Consider the following 19422-nt stretch of genomic DNA (forward strand, 5'->3'; position numbering starts at 1 on the left):
CCGATTTACCCCGGTCCAGGGCGGTGGTCACCGGCCATCGGGTAGACACCATGAGGTACAGAAGTGGATATTTCGAACAGCGTCGAGGAGTCCTGGAGATGAGCGACCAGTCACCACCCGCGGGCTGGACCCCTCGAGACCCGGACACCCCGCCCGGCGCTCCCCACCCGCACGCCGGGCAGCCGCCGGAGCCGCCGCGGCAGCAGCGGCAGCCGGCGCAGCCGGGGCCACAGCCTCCGGGGCGCGGCGGCAAGGCCCGCCGCGGGCGGACCGGATGGCGCCGGCTCCTCCCCACCTGGCGCATGGTCCTGGGCACCGTACTGCTCCTCGCCCTCCTGATCGGCGGCGGCCTCGTCGCCGGTTACCTCCTCGTCGACATCCCGCCCGCCAACGCCGCCGCGACCGCGCAGTCCAACGTCTACCTCTACTCCGACGGCTCCCAGCTCGCCCGCGACGGCGAGGTCAACCGCGTCAACGTGCCCCTGTCGCAGATCCCGCTGACCGTCCAGGAGGCCGTACTCGCCGCAGAAGACCGGGACTTCTACTCCGAACGGGCGGTGGACCCCAAGGCGATGGTCCGCGCCGCCTGGAACACGGCCACCGGCAAGGGCACCCAGTCCGGCTCGACGATCACCCAGCAGTACGTCAAGAACTACTACCTGGGCCAGGAACAGACGATCAAACGCAAGGCCAAAGAGTTCTTCATCGCGATCAAACTCGGTCGCGAGAAGTCCAAGGCCTACATCCTCGAGGGCTACCTGAACACCAGCTACTTCGGCCGCAACGCCTACGGCATCCAGGCCGCCTCCCAGGCGTACTACGGCAAGGACGTCTCCGCCCTCACCACCGCCGAGGGCGCCTACCTCGCCACCCTGCTCAACTCCCCCAGCGCCTTCGACGTCGTCTCCCACCCGCAGAGCCGCGCCCGCGCCCTCGCCCGCTGGAACTACGTCCTCGACGGCATGGTCAAGAAGGGCTGGCTGCCCGCCGCCGAGCGCGCGGCCACGACGTTCCCCGAGCCCGGCAAGGTCCGGGCCGCCGCGGGCCTGTCCGGCCAGCGCGGCTACCTCGTCGAAGCGATCAAGGAGTTCATCCTCGAACGCGAGATCCTCGACGACAAGACCCTCGCCGAGGGCGGCTACCGCATCAGGACCACCATCGACCGGCGCCGCCAGGCCGACTTCGTCGAAGCCGTCGACGACCAGATGCTGAGCAGGCTCGATCCCGAGGCGCGCAAGGCGGACCGGGTGGTCCGGGCCGGCGGCGTCTCCATCGACCCGGCCACCGGCAAGGTCGTCGCCCTGTACGGCGGCGTCGACTACACCCGGCAGTACGTGAACAACGCGACCCGGCACGACTACCAGGTCGCCTCCACCTTCAAGCCGTTCGTCTTCGCGGCCGCCGTCGAGAACGGCTCCCGCACGCAGGACGGCCGCAGGATCACCCCCAACACCCTCTACAACGGCGACAACAAGCGCCCCGTCGTCGGCGGCCGGATCCGCTTCGCCCCCGAGAACGAGGGCCAGGTCTCCTACGGCAACATCACCGTCAACACCGCCACCGACCTCTCCGTGAACGCCGTGTACGCGCAGATGGCCGTCGACGTCGGCACCGCCAGGGTCAAGAAGACCGCCATCGACCTCGGCATCCCCGAGGACACCCCGAACTTCGTGGTCGGCCCGGCCATGGCGCTCGGCACCCTCCAGGCCAGCGTCCTCGACATGACCCAGGCGTACGCGACCCTCGCCGACCACGGCCGCCGCACCCCCTACACCTTCGTGGAGGAGATCGCGAAGGGCGACGACAAGATCCCCCTGCCCGAACGCACCCCCGTCCAGGCCATCAGCCGCGAGGCCGCCGACACCACCACGTCCATGCTGGTCAGCGTCGTGGACAACGGCACCGGTACGGCGGCCCTCGCCGCCGGCCACCCGGCCGCCGGCAAGACCGGCACCGGCGAGCTGGACCGTTCCGCCTGGTTCGCCGCCTACACCCCGGACCTGGTCACCGTGGTCGCGATGATGGGCCAGGACCCGGACACCGGCACCCTGGAGTCGCTGTACGGGGCCCTGGGCGAGCCCCGTATCGGCGGTGGCGGCTACCCGGCCCGGATCTGGGCCGCGTACACCAAGACCGCGCTGGAGGGCACCGACCCCGTCGACTTCGACCTCGACCTCCAGCCGGGCGCCGCGCAGTCCCCGCCGCCGCCCTCCTGGCAGTCGGAATCCCCGCAGGAGACGCCCGGCGACGACGACACCCCGACCCCGCCCCAGCAGCCGGACCCGCCGTCCCGCGGCCAGGACAACGGCGGGCAGGGCGACGGGGGCCGCACCCAGGGCGGCCGGGACAACGGGGGCCGGGACGGCGGCGGCCGCAACGACGGCGGACAGACGCAAGGCGGCCAGGACACCGGGGGCCGCGGCCAGGGCGGCCAGGACGACGGCGGCACCGGCCGGGGCGACCAGGGCGGCGCCACCGCCGGCAGCCAGGGCGGGACGGGCTCCGACGGGGGCGGCGGGAGCGGGAGCGGGGGCGGAGGCGGCTGGGACGGCGGCGGCATGGTCGGCGGCCCCCGCCCGCCGTCCGCGTTCCTGGAGTGACCGGAGCGAGCCGGGAGGTCAGTGACCGGAGGCGTCAGTGACCGGAGGTCGCCTTCAGCCCCACCACGGCGACCAGCAGCAGGCAGATGAAGAAGATCCGGGCGGCGGTGACGGGCTCACCCAGCACCGCCATACCGAGCACGGCCGCACCGGCGGCACCGATGCCCACCCACACCCCGTACGCCGTGCCGATGGGCAGGGTCTTCGCGGCGTAGGACAGCAGCACCATGCTGGCCACGATCCCGGCACCCGTGAAAACGCTGGGCCAGAGCCGGGTGAAGCCCTCGGTGAACTTCATGCCGATCGACCAGCCGACTTCGAGCAGACCGGCGAGAAGAAGAAGAACCCAGGCCATGACGGCACCTCCGAGACATCGAGCGATACGGGGTGCGTCGTCTTGTCGTACCCGGTACGGCGCGTCTCGTCGGGTTCTCCCCCACCGTAGCAAAGGGCAGCGAAAAGGGCCGGTGACCTCGGCCACCAGCCCTTGCCGTCCCGCGTCCGGTCAGAGGTACAGCCCGGTGGAGTCCTCCGACCCCTCCAGCCGCTCCGCGGCCACGGCGTGCAGGTCCCGCTCGCGCATCAGCACGTACGTCGCCCCGCGCACCTCGACCTCGGCGCGGTCCTCGGGGTCGTACAGCACCCGGTCCCCGGGCTCGACGGTCCGTACGTTCTGCCCGACCGCGACGACCTCGGCCCAGGCCAGCCGCTTGCCCACGGCGGCCGTCGCCGGGATCAGGATGCCGCCGCCGGAACGCCGCTCGCCCTCGGGCAGATCGGACTTCACGAGCACGCGGTCGTGCAGCATGCGGATGGGCAGCTTGTCGTGGGTGGTGTTCTCGCTCACGCCCCGAACCTACCTGTCCGCGCCCCTCCCGTACCGCCCAGGGTCATCCGCGCCTGCGGCGCGCCGAGACCACGAGCAGGCCGACGACGCCGACGGCGAGCAGCGCGACGGGCACGAGGCGCTCCAGGCGCGGGGCCCCGTCCTCGTGGCGCATACCGTCCCGGACGTCCGTCACGAGGCGGTTCACGCCCGCGAAGGCCCGCCCCGCGGTCTGGTCGACGGTCGAGGCGACCCGGGCCTTCGCGTCCCCGATGATCGTCTTCGGGTGCACGCGCACGCCGATCTCGTCGAGCGTCTCGGCGAGCTGCTCGCGGCGGCGGACGATGTCCGCCTCGATCTGTGCGGGGGTCCTGGCTTCCGACACCGCGCTGCCTCCGTCGTCGTGTTCGTGTTCGTGGTCGTGATCGTGTGGGGGCGTAGTCCGCCGTGAACAGTCTGTCAGCTTAGTCTCGTGAGGTACCGATCCCCTCCCGAGGAGACTGTGAGATGAGCGAGCGACTCCAGCCGGGCGACACCGCCCCCGCCTTCACCCTGCCCGACGCGGACGGCAACGAGGTCTCGCTCGCCGACCACAAGGGCCGCAAGGTCATCGTCTACTTCTACCCGGCCGCCCTGACGCCGGGCTGCACGAAGCAGGCCTGCGACTTCACGGACAACCTGGACCTCCTGGCCACGGCCGGCTACGACGTCATCGGCGTCTCCCCGGACAAGCCGGAGAAGCTGGCGAAGTTCCGCGAGAAGGAGCACCTGAAGGTCACCCTGGTCGGCGACCCGGAGAAGGAGACGCTGACGGCGTACGGGGCGTTCGGCGAGAAGAAGCTGTACGGCAAGACGGTCACGGGCGTCATCCGCTCCACGGTGGTCGTGGACGAGGAGGGCAAGGTCGAGCACGCCTTCTACAACGTGAAGGCGACGGGCCACGTAGCCAAGATCATCAAGGACCTGGGCATCTGACGCCCCCGTCCTCCCGGAGCGGGCCGCCCCACACCCGGGGCGGCCCGCTCCGCTTATCGGACGAACCACCCCGTGACCGTCCGCCCACCGAACCCGTTACCCCGTACGAGGCCCGCACGCGCGGCCGGAACGAGGGGGGCGGAATGCCGACAAGTCCATATACGAAGGAACGCCTGACGAAGGCTGCCGCAGGGGCGCGGACGCTGACGGAAGCCTTGCAGAGATTGGAGGTGGACCCGAGCGGCCCGTCGCGGCGCTACCTGCGCGATCGCATGCGGAGGCTCGGTGTGGACGTGTCGCACTTCGAGCGTGAGGGGGTGCGGTGGACGCGGGAAGTACTGGCCGAGGCCGTCGCCGCCTCGACGACGATGTGTGAGGTCCTCAGACGTCTCGGTCTCGACGTGGTTGGCGGTCACCACACCCACATCAGCCGCAGGGTGAAGGCGCTCGGGATAGACACCTCCCACTTCGCACTGCCCTCGTCCGCGGGACGTCCGAAGGTGCGAAGGACCCCGGAATCCCTGCTGGCGAGGCAGGAGGGCCCACAGGCCCGCCGGATGCAGAGCGCACACCTCAAGCGAGCCTTGGCCACCTTGGGCGTCCCCGAAGCATGCCGGATGTGCGGCATCGAAGCCGTCTGGCAGGGTCGCCCGCTCTCCCTCGAGGTCGACCACATCGACGGCGACTGGCGCAACAACCTGCCGGAGAACCTGAGACTGTTGTGCCCCAACTGCCACTCCACCACGGACACGTACCGCGGCCGCGCGAAGGGCCGACGGCGATGACGCATTCCGTCGACACCGGCGCCGCGGCGCGCCAACGCCGGGCGTACACACCGCGCGTGAAGCCCGAGGCCACCGTCCTGCGCGAGGCGGTCGCCGCGTCTCGCTCACTGGCCGAAACACTGCGGCGGCTGGGCCGGGAGCCCTCGGGAAGCATGAACCAAGCCCTCAAGTCCTGGATCCCCGAGGACGGACTGTCGACCTCGCACTTCCTCGGTCAAGCACACCACCGCGGCCGAACCGGAACCGTACAGATGCGGCGGGCCGAGGACGTCCTCGTCAGGCACGATGGGCGGCGGCGTACGCGCTCCCACCTGCTCCTGCGCGCGCTGCGCGAGGTCGGTGTCCCTGAGTACTGCGCGATGTGCGGAACGCCCCCCGTCTGGCTGGGGCAGCCGATGACCCTGGAGATCGACCACATCGATGGCGACTGGAGCAACGACCGGCGCGAGAACCTCCGACTCTTGTGCCCCAACTGCCACGCGGTCACGAGCACGTGGTGCCGCGGCGGGAGACCCGGCGGATCCGGCAGCTAAGGCCCGCCCGATTCCAGCCGTCACCCAGTACAGTGGTCTTGGCTCGCGCCCGTACGCCAACGGCTGAGCGGCGATCTTTAGGTGGTCGTGTCTGTCGGTTCGAATCCGATCGGGCGTACCAGCACGAAGGGCTTGCTTCCCCGGATTCCGGGGAAGCAAGCCCTTCGGCGTGTGCGGGTCCCGGTGTCAGGGCAGCAGGGCGCGGATGAAGGGGACCAGGGCGCGGAAGGCCTGGCCGCGGTGGGAGATGGCGTTCTTCTCGGCCGGGGTCAGTTCGGCGCAGGTGCGGGACTCGCCCAGGGGCTCCAGGATCGGGTCGTAGCCGAAGCCGCCGGTGCCCGAGGGGGCGTGGCGCAGGGTGCCCAGGAGGCGGCCCTCCACGACGCGTTCGGTGCCGTCCGGCAGGGCGAGGGCCGCCGCGCAGAAGAAGTGGGCGCCGCGGTTCTCGTCGGCGATGTCGCCGAGCTGGGCCAGGAGCAGGTCCAGGTTGGCCTTGTCGTCGCCGTGGCGGCCGGCCCAGCGGGCCGAGAAGATGCCGGGGGCGCCGTGCAGGACGTCCACGCACAGGCCGGAGTCGTCGGCGACCGCCGGCAGGCCGGTGGCCCGGGCCAGGGCGTGGGCCTTGAGGAGGGCGTTCTCGGCGAAGGTGACGCCGGTCTCCTTGACGTCGGGGATCTCCGGGTACGCGTCCGCGCCGACCAGCCCGTGGGGCAGGCCGGCGTCGGCGAGGATGGCGCGCAGTTCGGAGACTTTGCCCGCGTTGCGGGTCGCGAGGATCAGGCTGCTGGGCGTCGAGGTCATGCCCTCATTATCCCGGGGTGCAGACCTTGGAGATCTCGCTCGCGGCGTCGGCGACCGGCTTGATGTCCGGGGCGGGGTTGCCGCTCTCGATGGCGGTGCGGACGTTCGTGACGGCGGTGTTCATCGAGTTGATGGCCTTGCCCAGGTCGGCGTTGTCCGTCTGGTCGCCGATCTTCTTGAGGTTCGCCTCGATCTGGTCGAGGGCGTTCTTGGCGTCCTGGGGGCTGTTGCCCGCCTGGGAGACGGCCTGCTGGAGGTCGTTCGCGCCGTCCGTGATGGCGACCGCCGTGTTCGCGCAGTCCATCGCCGTGGAGATGGCGTCGCAGGCGGAAAGGGCCGGGACGGTCAGGACGGCTGCCACGGCTACTGCCGCTATGCGGAGCTTCATACGGTTCTCCCGAGAGGACGTGGACGTGCACGGTGCGGACGGGTTGGACGGGTTGGACGGGGCGGGCGCACGGTGGTGACACCGTGCGCCCGTTGTCCGTAGGGACGCCGGGTGGCGTCCTGCGGTTGCCCGCTGGTTACAGCTCCAGCGCGCCCCGCTGGATGGCCTCGAGGTCGGCGCAGCCGCCGGCGGCGAGGTCGAGGAGGGCGTTGAGTTCCTTGCGGTCGAAGGGCTCGCCCTCGGCGGTGCCCTGGACCTCCACGAAGCGGCCGTCGCCGGTGCAGACCACGTTCATGTCGGTCTCGGCGCGCACGTCCTCCTCGTAGCAGAGGTCGAGGAGCGGGACGCCGTCGACGATGCCGACGCTGACGGCGGCGACGGTTCCGGTGAGGGGCTTGCGGCCGGCCTTGACGAGCTTCTTCTTCTGGCCCCAGGCGACGGCGTCGGCGAGGGCGACGTAGGCGCCGGTGATGGCGGCGGTGCGGGTGCCGCCGTCGGCCTGGAGGACGTCGCAGTCCAGGACGATGGTGTTCTCGCCGAGGGCCTTGTAGTCGATGACGGCGCGCAGCGAGCGGCCGATGAGGCGGGAGATCTCGTGCGTGCGGCCGCCGATCTTGCCGCGGACGGATTCGCGGTCGCCGCGGGTGTTGGTGGAGCGCGGCAGCATCGAGTACTCGGAGGTGACCCAGCCTTCGCCGCTGCCCTTGCGCCAGCGCGGGACGCCTTCGGTGAAGGAGGCGGTGCAGAAGACCTTGGTGTCTCCGAAGGAGATGAGGACGGAGCCCTCGGCGTGCTTGCTCCATCCGCGTTCGATGGTGACCGGGCGGAGCTGTTCGGGCGTACGGCCGTCGATGCGAGACATGTGTCCGAGCCTAGTGGGTGGCCGGGAACGCGAAGACCCCGTCCGGGGTGCGGGACGGGGTCCGTCGTGGCTTCGGGCCGGGCGGCCCGGACTTCAGGGAGTCCGGATCACATCATGTCTTCGATGTCGGCGGCGATCGGGTCGGCGTCGGTGCCGATGACGACCTGGACCGCGGTGCCCATGCGGACGACGCCGTGGGCGCCGGCGGCCTTGAGGGCGGCCTCGTCGACGAGGTCGGGGTTGATGACCTCGGTGCGCAGGCGGGTGATGCAGCCTTCGACCTCTTCGATGTTCTCGATGCCGCCGAGCCCGGCGACGATCTTCTCAGCCTTGGTGGCCATGTGTTTCTCCCTGAGTGTTTCGAAGAACGAGTCTCGGCGGCCAGTACGTGGCTACCCACCTGCACGGCCCGCGTTGTCACGGTAACGCACGGTTGGCCCATCTACGCGAGCGCATGTCCGGTCCCTGCCGAATGATGACGATCAGCAGCAACCTGCCCACAACTGGTCTACACCAGTGTGCACGCTACTGCTGCCGCAGCCAAAAAATCCGGGCCGGTCAGGGAGACGCCGATGAGTGCGAGCAGCGCCGCCGCAGTACCGGGACCGTCCCGGCGCAACACCCTGTACCAGGGGCTGCAGAAGATGGGCCGGAGCCTGCAGTTGCCGATCGCGGTCCTGCCCGCGGCGGGCATCCTGAACCGGCTCGGCCTGATCGACGCCGAGGGCACCGGCGTCTGGCCGCAGATCGCCAAGGTCATGGCCGCGGCCGGCGGCGCGCTGCTCAATGCCGATCTCGGGCTGCCCCTCCTCTTCTGTGTCGGCGTCGCGATCGGCATGGCCAAGAAGGCCGACGGCTCGACGGCGCTGGCGGCGGTGGCCGGCTTCCTCGTCTACCGCAGCGTCCTGCGCGCGTTCCCGGTGCCGTGCCCCGACGGGACGAAGGACGTCGGGGGCGGCTGCCTCGGGCCGGACGAGACCTTCGCGCAGTACACCTTCCAGAACCCGGGGGTGTTCGGCGGCATCGTGATGGGCCTGCTGGCCGCGTGGTTCTGGCAGCGCTACCACCGGGTGAAGCTGGTGGACTGGCTCGGCTTCTTCAACGGCCGCCGGCTGGTCCCGATCATCATGGCCTTCGTGGCGATCGCCTTCGCCGCGCTCTGCCTGTGGATCTGGCCGCCGATCGGCGACGCGCTGGAGAGCTTCTCCGACTGGCTGGTGGGCCTGGACTACTGGGGCGCGGGCATCTTCGGGGTGGCGAACCGCGCGCTGCTGGTGATCGGCCTGCACCAGTTCCTGAACGTGCCGGTGTGGTTCCAGTTCGGCAGCTTCACCAAGCCGAACGGCGAGGTGGTGCACGGCGACATCAACATGTTCCTGAGCGGTGACCCGAACGCGGGCCTGTTCCTGACCGGCTTCTTCCCGATCATGATGTTCGCCCTGCCCGCGGCGGCGCTGGCGATCACGCACTGCGCGAAGCCGCAGCGGCGCAAGGAGGTCGGGGGCCTGATGCTGTCGGTGGCCCTGACCTCGTTCGTCACCGGGATCACCGAACCGCTGGAGTACTCCTTCCTCTTCGTCGCGCCGGCGCTGTACGCGGTCCACGCGGTGCTGACGGGCGTGTCGATGGCGGTGACGTGGGCGTTCGGCGTGCACGACGGCTTCAGCTTCTCGGCGGGCCTGATCGACTACGTCATCAACTGGGGGCTGGCCACGAAGCCCTGGCTGATCATTCCGATCGGTCTCGGCTTCGCGGTCGTCTACTACGTCGTCTTCCGGTTCGCGATCACGAAGTTCGACATCCCGACGCCCGGCCGGGAGTCGGACGAGGAGATCGCGGCGATGCAGGCGGAGAACACCAAGGCCTGAGCCCGGCCCCGGCAGGGTTACCGCACGGTCCGTCAAGGGCCCCTGGATCACGATCCGGGGGCCCTTCGGCACGCCTCGGAGAGTGTGACCCAGGCCACAGGAAAACGAAGGTTCCTTATCTATCCCTCACCGTGTTACAACTGGTCTACACCACGATTGGTGTAGACCACGACCGCTTCCCCCGGCGGCGTGTTCCCCCTTTCTGAGACGTCGCCGTCCCCCTTGGCTCCACCCCCTTGGCGGCGCCTTGCTCCCCGGAGGAAGTTATGAGTACGGCTACTGACGCCGCTGCGCCGCCCGCCAAGAAGCGGGGAGCCGGCCTGATCCAGGGTCTGCAGAAGGTCGGCCGCAGCCTCCAGCTGCCCATCGCCGTCCTGCCCGCCGCAGGCATCCTGATGCGCCTCGGCCAGCCCGACGTCTTCGGCAAGGACGGCCTCGGCTGGGGCAAGGTCGCCACGGTGTTCGCCACCGCCGGTGACGCCGTCTTCGCCAACCTCCCGCTGCTGTTCTGCATCGGCGTGGCGATCGGCTTCGCCAAGAAGGCGGACGGCTCCACGGCGCTCGCCGCGCTCGTCGGCTTCCTGGTCTACAAGAACGTCCTCACCGCCTTCCCGGTGACCGAGGCCGTCATCAACACCACCGAGAACAAGGGTGTCGACGTCGCCGCGACGTACAACAACCCGGGCGTCCTCGGCGGCATCATCATGGGTCTGCTCGCCGCGGTCCTGTGGCAGCGCTTCCACCGCACCAAGCTGGTGGACTGGCTCGGCTTCTTCAACGGCCGCCGCCTCGTCCCGATCATCATGGCCTTCGTCGGCGTCCTCGCCGGTGTGTTCTTCGGTGTGGTGTGGGAGCCGATCGGCGAGGTCATCTCCAACTTCGGTGAGTGGATGACCGGTCTGGGCGCCGCGGGCGCCGGCGTCTTCGGCGCCATCAACCGCGCGCTGATCCCGATCGGCATGCACCAGTTCGTCAACACCGTCGCCTGGTTCCAGATCGGTGACTTCACCAACGCCGCCGGCGAGGTCGTCCACGGCGACCTGAACCGCTTCTTCGCCGGTGACCCGGACGCCGGTCTGTTCATGACGGGCTTCTTCCCGATCATGATGTTCGGTCTGCCGGCCGCCGCCCTGGCCATCGCGCACACCGCCCGCCCGGAGCGCCGCAAGGCCGTCACCGGCATGATGGTCTCGCTCGCGCTCACCTCGTTCGTCACCGGTGTCACCGAGCCGATCGAGTTCTCGTTCATGTTCATCGCGCCGGTGCTCTACGCGATCCACGCGGTCCTGACCGCCCTGTCCATGGCGATCACCTGGGCGCTCGGGGTCCACGCGGGCTTCACCTTCTCCGCGGGTCTGATCGACCTCGGACTCGGCTGGAGCAAGGCGACCAACCCGTGGATGATCATCCCGATCGGTCTGGTCTTCGGAGCCGTCTACTACTTCGGCTTCCGCTTCGCGATCACCAAGTTCAACCTCCCCACGCCGGGCCGCGAGTCCGACGAGGAGCTGGCCGAGATGGCGAAGGCCGAGGCCAAGTAGGACCCCGCACCACCGACGAAGCCCCCGCTCTCCCTTCCGGGAGGGCGGGGGCTTCCTCGTGCCGGTGGCGCGCCGGAGCGCCGGGCGCCGCCGGGTCGGGCTCAGACCTCGTAGACCGCTCCCGCGTACGCCAGGTCGACCGGGCCGTCGTAGACCGCGCGGGCGTCGGCGAGGTTCTGCGCGGGGTCCGTCCACGGCGGGATGTGGGTGAGGACGAGCCGCCCGACGCCGCCGCCGTGGGCGTACTCGCCGGCCTCCCGGCCGTTGAGGTGGAGGTCGGGGATGTCCTCCTTGCCGTGCGTGAAGGAGGCCTCGCAGAGGAAGAGGTCGACGCCCTCGGCGAGCTGGCCCAGCTCGGCGCAGACGCCGGTGTCGCCGGAGTACGTGAGCGAGCGGCCGCCGTGCTCGACACGGATGGCGTAGGACTCGACGGGGTGCGCGACCCGCTCGGTGCGGACCTGGAAGGGGCCGATCTCGAAGGTCCCGGACTTCAGGGTGCGGAAGTCGAAGACCTCGCTCATCGAGCGCTCGTCGGGGACGTCGTCGTAGGCCGTGGTGAGCCGCTTCTCGGTGCCCTCGGGGCCGAAGACGGGGATGGTGCCGCAGCGGCCGCCCTCGTGGCGGTAGTAGCGGGCGACGAAGTAGGCGCACATGTCGATGCAGTGATCGGCGTGCAGATGGCTCAGGAAGATCGCGTCGAGGTCGTAGAGACCGCAGTGCCGCTGGAGATCGCCGAGGGCGCCGTTGCCCATGTCGAGCAGCAGCCGGAAGCCGTCGGCCTCGACGAGGTAGCTCGAACAGGCCGATTCCGCGGACGGGAACGACCCCGAACAGCCGACGACGGTGAGCTTCATGGAGCGTGAACCTCCGTGGACGGTCCGTGGACGGAATGCGGGCCGTGCGTGGGTCGAGCGTAAGGCGCGAAACGTCCGGTCGCTCCTCCGCGGCAGGCCGTTGTGGGGGGAATCACCTGCGCTGTCACCCGGGGGAGCGACGGTGCGCACGGGCGTTGCCGTGCCGGGGCCTTCCCGCGCGGCTACGGTCGAAACATGGACACGTCCTGGTGGCCCGCGGTGGCCGCGGTCGTGGCTCTGGCCCTGGTGATGCTGATCGCCGGGGGGCGGCTGGGCGTCCCCCGCCGGACCCCGCCCGCGCACGGGACCGGCCGGCCGCCGCACCCGCAGCCGGGTGAGCTGTGGACCCTGGCGGACGGCCGGACCTGCCTGGTCCTGGGCGTGGGCCCGGTACGGGAGCACCGGGCGCGGGTCGCGTGGATCACCGCGAAGTACGACGACCGGCGGGCCGGGGTGATCCCGCTGCCCCCGGGGACGGTGGGGGCGCAGGGCCGGGCGGGTTTCCTGGAGGCGGACCGGCCGGACGAGGTGTCGCTGTGGGACTTCCGGGCCCGGCTGGGGATGCTGGACCCCGCGGTGTGGGACGAGGTCAAGGGACTGGGAGGCGGTCGGTGATGCCGGAGATCCGCTTGCGGCGCGTGTACGACCCGCCGGAGCCGGCGGCCGACGGGCTGCGGGTCCTGGTGGACCGGCTGTGGCCGCGCGGCCTGGCGAAGGCGGTGGCGGGGGTGGACGAGTGGCCCAAGGCGGTCACTCCGTCGACGGAGCTGCGCAAGTGGTTCCACGACGGGGGCTCGGCCGACGGGTTTCGGCAGCGGTACGAGGCGGAGCTGGCGGAGCCGGAGGCGGTGGCGGAGCTGGATCGCCTCCGCGGGCTGGTCGCGCGCGGCGGACCGGTGACGCTGCTGACCGCCGTGAAGGACCCGGGCTCCAGCCATGCGGCGATCCTGGCGGAGCGGCTGTCCGGCTAGCGCGTGCCGCTGCGCGGAGCCTCTCCCCGCCCCGCCCTTTCTCCGTTTCCCGGGCGCTGCCCGGACCCGCGCCTCAAACGCCGGCGGGGCTGGAATCGCGCTGTGCGCGATCCAGCCCCGCCGGGGTCAGGCCCAGAGCTGGCCCTGGAGGACTTCGATGGCCTCTTCCGTCGTCGGTGCGGTGTAGACGCCGGTCGAGAGGTACTTCCAGCCGCCGTCGGCCACGACGAAGACGATGTCGGCGCTCTCGCCCGCGGCCACCGCCTTGCGGCCGACGCCGATCGCCGCGTGCAGGGCGGCGCCCGTGGAGACGCCCGCGAAGATGCCCTCCTGCTGGAGCAGCTCCCGCGTGCGGGTGACCGCGTCCGAGGAGCCCACCGAGAAGCGGGTGGTGAGCACGGAGGCGTCGTACAGCTCGGGGACGAAGCCCTCGTCGAGGTTGCGCAGTCCGTACACGAGGTCGTCGTAGCGCGGCTCGGCCGCGACGATCTTCACTCCGGGGACGTTCTCGCGCAGGTAGCGGCCGACGCCCATGAGGGTGCCGGTGGTGCCCAGGCCGGCCACGAAGTGGGTGATCGACGGGAGGTCGGCGAGGATCTCCGGGCCGGTGGTGGCGTAGTGCGCGCCCGCGTTGTCCGGGTTGCCGTACTGGTAGAGCATCACCCAGTCCGGGTGCTCCGCGGCCAGTTCCTTGGCCACCCGGACGGCGGTGTTGGAGCCGCCGGCTGCCGGCGACGAGATGATCTCGGCTCCCCACATGGCCAGCAGGTCGCGCCGCTCCTGGCTGGTGTTCTCCGGCATCACGCAGACGATGCGGTAGCCCTTGAGCTTGGCCGCCATCGCGAGCGAGATGCCGGTGTTGCCGGAGGTCGGCTCCAGGATGGTGCAGCCGGGCTGCAGCCGGCCGTCCTTCTCGGCCTGCTCGACCATGTGGAGCGCGGGGCGGTCCTTGATCGAGCCGGTCGGGTTGCGGTCCTCCAGCTTGGCCCAGATCCGGACGTCCTGCGAGGGGGACAGCCGGGGCAGCCGGACCAGCGGCGTGTTGCCGACCGCGGCCAGCGGGGAGTCGTAGCGCATTACTTCGATCCGCCGGCCACGGCCGGGAGGATGGTGACGTTGTCGCCGTCCTTGAGGGCGGTGGAGATGCCGTCGAGGAAGCGGACGTCCTCGTCGTTGAGGTAGACGTTCACGAAGCGGCGCAGCTGGCCGCCGTCGACAATGCGCTCCTCGATGCCCTTGTGCCGGGTCTCCAGGTCCGCGAAGAGGTCGGCGAGCGTGGCGCCCTCACCGTTCACGGCCTTCTCGCCGTCGGTGTAGGTGCGGAGGATGGTGGGGATGCGGACCTCGATGGCCATGGCTGGGCTCCAGTCGTCAGGGCGTGGGCGTGGCAGGTGTGCGTGGGAAAGCGGGCGCGCGTTCGTGCGGGCCCCCGCGCGGGAGGGCTCCGGTGCTCAGGCGGCAGGACAGATGGCGCTGGCGAGTCGGCACAGGTCGACGTGCAGCCGCGCCACGAGCAGCAGCCTGCCGGGCGTCTCGATGCTCACGTCGTGGGGAACCATGCGGTCATGTTAACGATTCCCGGTCCCCGGTTTGGAGTGTGATCCCGCATCGTGGACGCCATCTGCTCACATGCTGGTCAGTAGGCCTCGACGACCTGCACTTCTTCCTCGGTGATCACGCCGTCGACGATCCGGTAGGAGCGGAACTGGAACTCCCCGAGGCCGTCCTCGTCGGCGGTGGAGACCAGCACGTAGTGCGCTCCGGGCTCGTTCGCGTAGGTGACGTCCGTGCGCGAGGGGTAGGCCTCGGTCGCGGTGTGCGAGTGGTAGACGATCACCGGCTCCTCGTCGCGGTCGTCCATCTCGCGGTAGAGCTTGAGGAGGTCCTTCGAGTCGAACTCGTAGAACGTGGGCGAGCGGGCCGCGTTGAGCATCGGGATGAACCGCTCGGGGCGGCCGGTGCCCGCCGGGCCGGCCACGACACCGCACGCCTCGTCGGGGTGGTCCTTGCGGGCGTGCTCGACGATCCGGTCGTACAGGGCCTGGGTGAGGGTCAGCATGAGCGACAGGATAAGCAGACGGGCCCTCCCGTACCGAGGAGTGGTACGGAAGGGCCCGCATGGTGGACAGGATGTCCACGGGAGCCGGGTTCCCGGCCGTGGCAGGCGGCCGGGAGCCGCTGCTACGACGCCTTGGTGAAGGCCGCGCCGCGCGGGTCGCGGTTCTTCATGACCAGGTAGGCGACGCCCAGGATGATCCCCCACAGCGGGGCGCAGTACAGCGAGACGCGGGCGTCCTTGTCGGCGCCCATCATCACGATGACCATGGCGATGAAGGCCAGGGCGAACCAGCTGGTGTACGGGGCGCCGGGGGCCTTGAACTTCGAACCGGGCAGCTCGCCGCGGTCGGCCTTGGCCCGGTAGCGGATCTGGCAGACCAGGATCATGATCCAGGCCCACATGCCGGAGATGGTGGCGAAGGAGACGACGTAGTCGAAGGCCTTGCCGGGGGCGACGTAGTTGATCCAGACGCCCACGAGCATCAGCGAGGCGCTGAAGGTGGTGCCGATGAGCGGGGTGCCGCTCTTGGTGAGCTTGGTGAAGACCTTCGGGCCCTGGCCGTTGAGCGCGAGGTCGCGCAGCATGCGGCCGGTGGAGTACATGCCGGAGTTGCAGGAGGACAGGGCGGCGGTCAGGACGACGAAGTTGACGATCGCGGCGCCGATGCCCAGGCCCATGCGCTCGAAGGCGGCGACGAAGGGCGAGACGCCCGGCTGGAAGTGCGTCCACGGGACGACCGACAGGATCATGATGAGCGCGCCGACGTAGAAGACGGCGATGCGCCACGGCACGGTGTTGATGGCCTTGGGCAGGGTCTTCTCGGGGTCCTTGGACTCGCCGGCGGTGACGCCGACCAGCTCGACCGCGAGGAAGGCGAACATCACGATCTGCAGGGTCATCAGCGTGCCGCCGATGCCCTTGGGGAAGAAGCCGCCGTCGTTCCACAGGTTGGAGACCGTGGCGGTGTCGCCCGCGTCGGAGAAGCCGATGGTGAGGATGCCGGCGCAGATCAGGATCATGCCGACGATGGCGGTGACCTTGACCATGGAGAACCAGAACTCCAGCTCACCGAAGAGCTTCACGGAGATCAGGTTGGCGCCGTAGAGGATGACCGTGAAGATCAGCGCGTAGGCCCATTGCGGGAAGCTGTCGTGGGTCCAGTACGACATGTACTGCGCGGCGGCGGTGACCTCGGTGATGCCGGTGACCACCCAGAACAGCCAGTACGTCCAGCCCGTCACGTAGCCCCAGAACGGGCCGAGGAACTCGCGGGCGTAGTCCGAGAAGGAACCCGAGACCGGGCGGTACATGAGCAGCTCGCCCAGGGCCCGCATGATGAAGAAGATGACCAGGCCCGCGATCGCGTACGCCAGGATCAGGCTGGGGCCGGCCTTGGAGATCGCCTTGCCGGCGCCCAGGAAGAGGCCGGTGCCGATGGCTCCGCCGATCGCGATCATCTGGATCTGGCGGGCGCCGAGCGTGCGGTGGTATCCCTCGCCGCCGTCGCCCTGGGTGCCCTCGCCGGGCGTGTTGCCGTGCTGCTCGACCTGCACTGAGGTCATGTCTGGTGCGCCTTTCTCCACTGCCGACCCGCGCCGTCATTGGCTGCGGATCGGGTCCTCGATCCCCCCGGATACGGATGGAGTTGCACGCCGGCGGTCTGCCGGTTCAAGCGGGCCGGGGGACATGGGTGGCGTCCCTTCGGCGGTCGTGAAGATTTATCACGTGCTTACGACCGCCCGAGGGGGAGAAATGTGGTGCACGGCATCAAAATTTCCGGACAAACATCCGTGATCATGACAGATCACCGCATCGCGGTGATCTGATCGTTATCCGGATTTGAGCGTCCGCTGAGCGAACGATGCCTTCCCTTGAGGTTCCTCAGAGGGTTTCGATCAAGGACTCCTGGAGTCCGCCGAGCCAGAGGTACGCCATCACCATCGGCTTGCGCGGGTCGTCGTCGGGCAGCCGGAAGAGCGCCGCGCTCTCGTCGTCCTCGGTGATGTCGAGCCGGGCGGCCAAGGTCAGGCGCAGGTCGTTGAGCCCGCCGAGCCAGCGCAGCGGCAGCTCACCGGTCAGCTCCAGCACGGCGGCCCCGTCGCCGGCCGGGGTGAGCGCGTCCAGGCTCCGTACGAGGGCGAGGGCGTCCTCGCGCTTGCGGGCGCGCAGGTCGTTCTCGGTGAAGCGGCGGAACTCCGCCGAGCGGGCCTTGGTCTCCGCCGGGTCCACGCCCTCGTCGCCCGTGCCGCCCGGCGATCCGTAGGCGTCGGGGAAGAGCCGGGCCAGCGCCGGGTCGGACGGGGGCTCGCTGGGCCCCTCGGCGAACAGCGCGGCGAGGGGGTCGGCGTCCTCGGCGGGCTCGGGGTCGCCGGGGCCGATCAGCTCCAGCATCTGGACGGCCAGGGAACGCAGGATGGAGATCTCGATCTCGTCCAGCGCGATGGCGGCTCCGCCGCCCTTGAGGGACTCGAACAGCCCGGTGGACCGGCCCATCAGTTGCGGTCCTGGGAGAGGGTCGCCCACAGGCCGTAGCCGTGCATGGCCTGCACGTCGCGCTCCATTTCCTCGCGGGTGCCGCTGGACACGACCGCCCGCCCCTTGTGATGGACGTCCAGCATCAGCTTGTGCGCCACGTCCTTGGAATATCCGAAGTACGCCTGGAACACGTACGCCACGTAGCTCATGAGGTTGACCGGGTCGTTGTGCACCAGGGTCACCCAGGGAACGTCAGGTTCGGGGACCACGAAGGTCTCTTCGGCCGACTCGGTGCGTTCGATCTCAAGGGGAGCAACACTCACTCGTCCCATGCTGCCACCGCGATGGGGCGGTTGCACAAACGGGACCCACATCTCGTCACTTTGACGAAATGTGCGCTAGCATCGCCGCCATGAACCCTGCGGATCTGGGCCTGCCGGTGGACGTGCCGTCGACAGCGCTCTTCACGGACCATTACGAGCTCACGATGTTGCAGGCCGCGCTGGCCAACGGCACCGCCGACCGCCGCTCCGTCTTCGAGGTGTTCACCCGGCGGCTCCCCGAGGGGCGCCGCTACGGGGTGGTCGCCGGAACCGGGCGGGTGCTGGACGCGGTGGAGAACTTCCGCTTCGACGGCGCGGTGCTGGAGTTCCTGCGCGAGCGGGCCGTCGTCGACATGCGGACGCTGGACTGGCTGGCCTCGTACCGCTTCTCCGGCGACATCTGGGGCTACCCGGAGGGCGAGGTCTACTTCCCCGGCTCGCCGGTCCTGCGGGTGGAGGGCAGCTTCGCCGAGTGCGTGCTGCTGGAGACGGTGATCCTGTCGATCCTCAACCACGACTCGGCGATCGCGGCGGCCGCGTCCCGGATGTCCTCGGCGGCCGGCGACCGGCCGCTGATCGAGATGGGCGCCCGGCGCACGCACGAACTGGCGGCGGTCGCCTCGGCCCGGGCCGCGTACGTGGGCGGCTTCACCTCCACCTCGGACCTCGCGGCCGGCTTCCGGTACGGCATCCCCACGGTCGGCACGAGCGCGCACGCCTTCACCCTGGTCCACGACAGCGAGCGGGACGCCTTCACGGCGCAGGTCGCCTCGCTGGGCCGCGGCACCACGCTCCTGGTGGACACCTACGACGTGGCCGAGGCGGTGCGCACCGCCGTGGAGGTGGCGGGCACCGACCTGGGCGCCGTGCGGATCGACTCCGGCGACCTGCTGCTGGTGGCCCACCGGGTGCGCCAGCAGCTGGACGAGCTGGGGGCGACCTCGACGAAGATCGTGGTCACCTCCGACCTGGACGAGTACGCCATCGCCTCGCTGGCGGCGGCTCCGGTGGACGCGTACGGCGTGGGCACCCAGCTGGTGACGGGCAGCGGGCACCCGACGTGCTCGATGGTCTACAAGCTGGTGGCGCGGGCCACCTCGGCGGACCCGAAGGCGCCGCTGGCCCCGGTGGCCAAGAAGTCCACCGGGGGCAAGACCTCCATCGGCGGCCGCAAGTGGGCGGCGCGGCGGCGCGACGCCGAGGGGGTGGCGGAGGCGGAGGTGATCGGCCTGGGCCCCGTTCCCTCGGCCCTGGCCGACGACCAGCTGCTGACGCACCTGGTCAAGGCGGGCGAGGTGATCGCCCGCGAGCCCCTGGAGGCGGCCCGCGACCGCCACCGCGCGGCGCGCGCGGGCCTGCCGCTGTCGGCGACCCAGCTGTCGCGGGGCGAGGCCGTGATCCCGACCGAGTACGTCTAGCGTCTGGCCCTGCGGGCACGCTCGGCAGGAGGGACGGGGGCTCCGCCCCCGTCCCCCTCCAGCGCTCCGGGGCCGCCTGCCCGGCGCGGCCGGACTGCCCGCAGGGCAGTCTCAGCCCCGCCGGCGTTTGAGGCGCGGGGGTC

23 protein-coding genes, 1 tRNA gene, 1 pseudogene and 1 riboswitch are annotated in these 19422 nt (G+C 70.4%); of the genes and pseudogenes, 10 read left to right on the forward strand and 15 right to left on the reverse strand.

What is annotated here, in order from left to right:
- The first annotated feature begins 98 nt into the window (after nt 1–98).
- Nucleotides 99–2600, forward strand: a complete 2502-nt coding sequence (locus tag AB0O53_RS26905; protein ID WP_365198886.1) for a transglycosylase domain-containing protein — start codon at nt 99–101, stop codon at nt 2598–2600.
- 34 nt (nt 2601–2634) lie between these two features.
- Here AB0O53_RS26905 and AB0O53_RS26910 read toward each other — a convergent pair whose 3' ends face one another.
- The 3 genes from AB0O53_RS26910 to AB0O53_RS26920 form a co-directional block, all read right to left on the reverse strand.
- Complete coding sequence (locus AB0O53_RS26910) at nt 2635–2955, reverse strand: DMT family transporter (protein ID WP_030026576.1); 321 nt, start codon at nt 2953–2955, stop codon at nt 2635–2637.
- Between the two features lie 31 nt (nt 2956–2986).
- Nucleotides 2987–3056, reverse strand: a riboswitch (guanidine-III (ykkC-III) riboswitch).
- Between the two features lie 49 nt (nt 3057–3105).
- On the reverse strand, nt 3106–3447 hold the full coding sequence (locus AB0O53_RS26915; protein WP_030009035.1) for a GroES family chaperonin: 342 nt from the start codon (nt 3445–3447) through the stop codon (nt 3106–3108).
- A gap of 43 nt (nt 3448–3490) precedes the next feature.
- The gene (locus tag AB0O53_RS26920) at nt 3491–3811 is read right to left on the reverse strand and encodes a DUF3618 domain-containing protein (protein ID WP_350998983.1); all 321 of its coding nucleotides are present in this window, start codon (nt 3809–3811) and stop codon (nt 3491–3493) included.
- A gap of 122 nt (nt 3812–3933) precedes the next feature.
- Here AB0O53_RS26920 and bcp point away from each other — a divergent pair, with 122 nt between their 5' ends.
- From bcp to AB0O53_RS26940, 4 genes are all read left to right on the forward strand, one after another.
- Nucleotides 3934–4401, forward strand: a complete 468-nt coding sequence (bcp, locus tag AB0O53_RS26925; RefSeq protein ID WP_350998985.1) for a thioredoxin-dependent thiol peroxidase — start codon at nt 3934–3936, stop codon at nt 4399–4401.
- 143 nt (nt 4402–4544) lie between these two features.
- The gene (locus AB0O53_RS26930) at nt 4545–5186 is read left to right on the forward strand and encodes an HNH endonuclease signature motif containing protein (protein ID WP_365198890.1); all 642 of its coding nucleotides are present in this window, start codon (nt 4545–4547) and stop codon (nt 5184–5186) included.
- Nucleotides 5183–5719 (forward strand): HNH endonuclease signature motif containing protein, encoded by a 537-nt coding sequence (locus tag AB0O53_RS26935; protein ID WP_365198893.1) that lies wholly within the window; start codon nt 5183–5185, stop codon nt 5717–5719. Before AB0O53_RS26930 ends, AB0O53_RS26935 begins: the two co-directional genes overlap by 4 nt.
- Before the next feature lie 45 nt (nt 5720–5764).
- Nucleotides 5765–5840: transfer RNA gene (locus AB0O53_RS26940), tRNA-Leu, on the forward strand.
- A gap of 65 nt (nt 5841–5905) precedes the next feature.
- Here the strand turns inward: AB0O53_RS26940 and rdgB are convergent.
- From rdgB to AB0O53_RS26960, 4 genes and pseudogenes are all read right to left on the reverse strand, one after another.
- A complete protein-coding gene (gene rdgB, locus AB0O53_RS26945) occupies nt 5906–6520 on the reverse strand; it encodes an RdgB/HAM1 family non-canonical purine NTP pyrophosphatase (RefSeq protein ID WP_350998992.1) in 615 nt (204 codons plus the stop codon).
- 7 nt (nt 6521–6527) lie between these two features.
- On the reverse strand, nt 6528–6908 hold the full coding sequence (locus tag AB0O53_RS26950; RefSeq protein ID WP_350998995.1) for a hypothetical protein: 381 nt from the start codon (nt 6906–6908) through the stop codon (nt 6528–6530).
- A gap of 136 nt (nt 6909–7044) precedes the next feature.
- The gene (gene rph / locus AB0O53_RS26955; RefSeq protein ID WP_350998998.1) at nt 7045–7770 is read right to left on the reverse strand and encodes a ribonuclease PH; all 726 of its coding nucleotides are present in this window, start codon (nt 7768–7770) and stop codon (nt 7045–7047) included.
- 107 nt (nt 7771–7877) lie between these two features.
- Nucleotides 7878–8120: pseudogene (locus AB0O53_RS26960) on the reverse strand (PTS sugar transporter subunit IIB); the annotation flags it as partial.
- A gap of 222 nt (nt 8121–8342) precedes the next feature.
- Here AB0O53_RS26960 and AB0O53_RS26965 point away from each other — a divergent pair.
- Nucleotides 8343–9638 carry a PTS transporter subunit EIIC gene (locus AB0O53_RS26965; protein ID WP_350999000.1) on the forward strand — a complete coding sequence of 432 codons (1296 nt, stop codon included), beginning with the start codon at nt 8343–8345 and terminating at the stop codon, nt 9636–9638.
- Nucleotides 9639–9904: 266 nt separating this feature from the next.
- Nucleotides 9905–11179 (forward strand): PTS transporter subunit EIIC, encoded by a 1275-nt coding sequence (locus AB0O53_RS26970; RefSeq protein ID WP_350999003.1) that lies wholly within the window; start codon nt 9905–9907, stop codon nt 11177–11179.
- A 101-nt stretch (nt 11180–11280) separates the two neighbouring features.
- On the opposite strand, the gene AB0O53_RS26975 is transcribed toward AB0O53_RS26970, so the two are convergent.
- Nucleotides 11281–12033, reverse strand: coding sequence for an MBL fold metallo-hydrolase (locus AB0O53_RS26975; RefSeq protein ID WP_350999006.1), 753 nt, complete (start codon nt 12031–12033; stop codon nt 11281–11283).
- A 195-nt stretch (nt 12034–12228) separates the two neighbouring features.
- Here AB0O53_RS26975 and AB0O53_RS26980 point away from each other — a divergent pair, with 195 nt between their 5' ends.
- Nucleotides 12229–12648, forward strand: coding sequence for a hypothetical protein (locus AB0O53_RS26980; protein WP_350999008.1), 420 nt, complete (start codon nt 12229–12231; stop codon nt 12646–12648).
- Nucleotides 12648–13004: a DUF488 domain-containing protein gene (locus AB0O53_RS26985; protein WP_350999010.1), complete on the forward strand. Its 357-nt coding sequence runs from the start codon at nt 12648–12650 to the stop codon at nt 13002–13004. Before AB0O53_RS26980 ends, AB0O53_RS26985 begins: the two co-directional genes overlap by 1 nt.
- 126 nt (nt 13005–13130) lie before the next feature.
- Here the strand turns inward: AB0O53_RS26985 and AB0O53_RS26990 are convergent, their stop codons facing one another.
- From AB0O53_RS26990 to clpS, 7 genes are all read right to left on the reverse strand, one after another.
- A complete protein-coding gene (locus AB0O53_RS26990; RefSeq protein ID WP_350999013.1) occupies nt 13131–14081 on the reverse strand; it encodes a PLP-dependent cysteine synthase family protein in 951 nt (316 codons plus the stop codon).
- Entirely contained in the window at nt 14081–14359 is a 279-nt protein-coding gene (locus AB0O53_RS26995) for a MoaD/ThiS family protein (RefSeq protein WP_030662661.1), read from the reverse strand. The genes AB0O53_RS26990 and AB0O53_RS26995 overlap by 1 nt, the downstream gene beginning before the upstream one ends.
- Before the next feature lie 96 nt (nt 14360–14455).
- Nucleotides 14456–14563 carry a putative leader peptide gene (locus AB0O53_RS27000; protein ID WP_310941867.1) on the reverse strand — a complete coding sequence of 36 codons (108 nt, stop codon included), beginning with the start codon at nt 14561–14563 and terminating at the stop codon, nt 14456–14458.
- A gap of 77 nt (nt 14564–14640) precedes the next feature.
- Nucleotides 14641–15063: a M67 family metallopeptidase gene (locus tag AB0O53_RS27005; protein ID WP_365198900.1), complete on the reverse strand. Its 423-nt coding sequence runs from the start codon at nt 15061–15063 to the stop codon at nt 14641–14643.
- A gap of 122 nt (nt 15064–15185) precedes the next feature.
- On the reverse strand, nt 15186–16625 hold the full coding sequence (locus AB0O53_RS27010; RefSeq protein WP_350999021.1) for an amino acid permease: 1440 nt from the start codon (nt 16623–16625) through the stop codon (nt 15186–15188).
- Between the two features lie 319 nt (nt 16626–16944).
- On the reverse strand, nt 16945–17556 hold the full coding sequence (locus tag AB0O53_RS27015) for a DUF2017 domain-containing protein (protein WP_350999023.1): 612 nt from the start codon (nt 17554–17556) through the stop codon (nt 16945–16947).
- On the reverse strand, nt 17556–17870 hold the full coding sequence (gene clpS / locus AB0O53_RS27020) for an ATP-dependent Clp protease adapter ClpS (protein WP_350999026.1): 315 nt from the start codon (nt 17868–17870) through the stop codon (nt 17556–17558). The genes AB0O53_RS27015 and clpS overlap by 1 nt, the downstream gene beginning before the upstream one ends.
- Before the next feature lie 80 nt (nt 17871–17950).
- On the opposite strand from clpS, the gene AB0O53_RS27025 reads away from it, so the two are divergent.
- The gene (locus AB0O53_RS27025) at nt 17951–19279 is read left to right on the forward strand and encodes a nicotinate phosphoribosyltransferase (RefSeq protein WP_365198905.1); all 1329 of its coding nucleotides are present in this window, start codon (nt 17951–17953) and stop codon (nt 19277–19279) included.
- The last annotated feature ends 143 nt before the right edge of the window (nt 19280–19422 follow it).

Origin of the sequence: Streptomyces erythrochromogenes (assembly GCF_040684695.1) — a bacterium.
In the GTDB taxonomy this organism is placed as follows: domain Bacteria; phylum Actinomycetota; class Actinomycetes; order Streptomycetales; family Streptomycetaceae; genus Streptomyces; species Streptomyces erythrochromogenes_C.

What these genes read in the sequence shown, in the direction of transcription:
- bcp (WP_350998985.1), top strand. Translation starts at nt 3,934, where the DNA reads ATGAGCGAGCGACTCCAGCCGGGCGACACCGCCCCCGCCTTCACCCTG.
- AB0O53_RS27005 (WP_365198900.1), bottom strand. Translation starts at nt 15,063, where the DNA reads ATGCTGACCCTCACCCAGGCCCTGTACGACCGGATCGTCGAGCACGCC.
- AB0O53_RS27015 (WP_350999023.1), bottom strand. Translation starts at nt 17,556, where the DNA reads ATGGGCCGGTCCACCGGGCTGTTCGAGTCCCTCAAGGGCGGCGGAGCC.
- rdgB (WP_350998992.1), bottom strand. Translation starts at nt 6,520, where the DNA reads ATGACCTCGACGCCCAGCAGCCTGATCCTCGCGACCCGCAACGCGGGC.
- AB0O53_RS27010 (WP_350999021.1), bottom strand. Translation starts at nt 16,625, where the DNA reads ATGACCTCAGTGCAGGTCGAGCAGCACGGCAACACGCCCGGCGAGGGC.
- AB0O53_RS27025 (WP_365198905.1), top strand. Translation starts at nt 17,951, where the DNA reads ATGAACCCTGCGGATCTGGGCCTGCCGGTGGACGTGCCGTCGACAGCG.
- AB0O53_RS26980 (WP_350999008.1), top strand. Translation starts at nt 12,229, where the DNA reads ATGGACACGTCCTGGTGGCCCGCGGTGGCCGCGGTCGTGGCTCTGGCC.
- rph (WP_350998998.1), bottom strand. Translation starts at nt 7,770, where the DNA reads ATGTCTCGCATCGACGGCCGTACGCCCGAACAGCTCCGCCCGGTCACC.
- AB0O53_RS26910 (WP_030026576.1), bottom strand. Translation starts at nt 2,955, where the DNA reads ATGGCCTGGGTTCTTCTTCTTCTCGCCGGTCTGCTCGAAGTCGGCTGG.
- AB0O53_RS26990 (WP_350999013.1), bottom strand. Translation starts at nt 14,081, where the DNA reads ATGCGCTACGACTCCCCGCTGGCCGCGGTCGGCAACACGCCGCTGGTC.
- AB0O53_RS26935 (WP_365198893.1), top strand. Translation starts at nt 5,183, where the DNA reads ATGACGCATTCCGTCGACACCGGCGCCGCGGCGCGCCAACGCCGGGCG.
- clpS (WP_350999026.1), bottom strand. Translation starts at nt 17,870, where the DNA reads ATGGGACGAGTGAGTGTTGCTCCCCTTGAGATCGAACGCACCGAGTCG.
- AB0O53_RS26995 (WP_030662661.1), bottom strand. Translation starts at nt 14,359, where the DNA reads ATGGCCATCGAGGTCCGCATCCCCACCATCCTCCGCACCTACACCGAC.
- AB0O53_RS26985 (WP_350999010.1), top strand. Translation starts at nt 12,648, where the DNA reads ATGCCGGAGATCCGCTTGCGGCGCGTGTACGACCCGCCGGAGCCGGCG.
- AB0O53_RS26970 (WP_350999003.1), top strand. Translation starts at nt 9,905, where the DNA reads ATGAGTACGGCTACTGACGCCGCTGCGCCGCCCGCCAAGAAGCGGGGA.
- AB0O53_RS27000 (WP_310941867.1), bottom strand. Translation starts at nt 14,563, where the DNA reads ATGGTTCCCCACGACGTGAGCATCGAGACGCCCGGCAGGCTGCTGCTC.
- AB0O53_RS26975 (WP_350999006.1), bottom strand. Translation starts at nt 12,033, where the DNA reads ATGAAGCTCACCGTCGTCGGCTGTTCGGGGTCGTTCCCGTCCGCGGAA.
- AB0O53_RS26930 (WP_365198890.1), top strand. Translation starts at nt 4,545, where the DNA reads ATGCCGACAAGTCCATATACGAAGGAACGCCTGACGAAGGCTGCCGCA.
- AB0O53_RS26905 (WP_365198886.1), top strand. Translation starts at nt 99, where the DNA reads ATGAGCGACCAGTCACCACCCGCGGGCTGGACCCCTCGAGACCCGGAC.
- AB0O53_RS26965 (WP_350999000.1), top strand. Translation starts at nt 8,343, where the DNA reads ATGAGTGCGAGCAGCGCCGCCGCAGTACCGGGACCGTCCCGGCGCAAC.
- AB0O53_RS26950 (WP_350998995.1), bottom strand. Translation starts at nt 6,908, where the DNA reads ATGAAGCTCCGCATAGCGGCAGTAGCCGTGGCAGCCGTCCTGACCGTC.